This is a genomic window from Aeromonas cavernicola, from assembly GCF_002795305.1.
Lineage (GTDB): Bacteria > Pseudomonadota > Gammaproteobacteria > Enterobacterales > Aeromonadaceae > Aeromonas > Aeromonas cavernicola.
On sequence record NZ_PGGC01000057.1, the window covers coordinates 1 to 764 of the forward strand.

The 764-nt window shown below is 50.4% G+C and carries 1 protein-coding gene; it reads left to right on the forward strand.

Annotated features, from left to right (window positions below):
- Positions 1–8: 8 nt before the first annotated feature.
- Positions 9–764: flagellin N-terminal helical domain-containing protein (locus CUC53_RS06270; RefSeq protein WP_100293364.1), on the forward strand; the 756-nt coding region annotated here is incomplete at its 3' end.

The following is a 764-nucleotide window of genomic DNA, read 5'->3' on the forward strand; positions in this document are numbered from 1 at the left end:
ATATATTTATGGCTATGTATATCAACACCAACACTTCATCTTTAAACGCACAGCGCAACCTGATGAATAGCTCCAAGTCACTGGATACCTCTTACACTCGTTTGGCTTCCGGTCTGCGTATTAACAGTGCCAAAGACGATGCGGCTGGTTTACAGATTTCTAACCGAATGACGTCTCAGGTTAACGGGTTAGATCAAGGTAATCGCAACGCAAACGACGGTATTTCTGTAGCACAGACTGCTGAAGGGGCGATGGATGAGGTGACGGGTATGCTGCAGCGCGTGCGTACGCTGTCTCAGCAATCCGCTAACGGCTCTTATTCTGCACAAGATCGTGAGGCGCTGCAAAAAGAGGTCGATCAATTAGGGGCGGAGATCAACCGAATTGCGCAAGACACCACCTTTGCAGGCACTAAATTACTGGATGGTAGCTTCAGCGGTACTTTTCAAGTGGGTGCGAACGCAAACCAAACGATAGGCTTTAGTTTGACGCAAGCAGGTGGTTTTACCGTATCTGGTATTGCGACGGTTGCAAGTGCTGCTGATGTGTTTAAGGGGGGAAGCGCGGGTGGAATCAGTATTAGCACGCAAAGTAAAGCCCAAGAAGTGCTTGCGGCGGCTGATGCCATGCTGAATGCCGTTGATGGCAAGCGAGCGGAGCTCGGTGCGGTGCAAAACCGTTTAGACGCGACCATTCGTAACCAAGCGAACGTCTCTGAGAACGTGAGTGCGGCTCGTTCACGTATTCGTGATGCAGACTTTGCG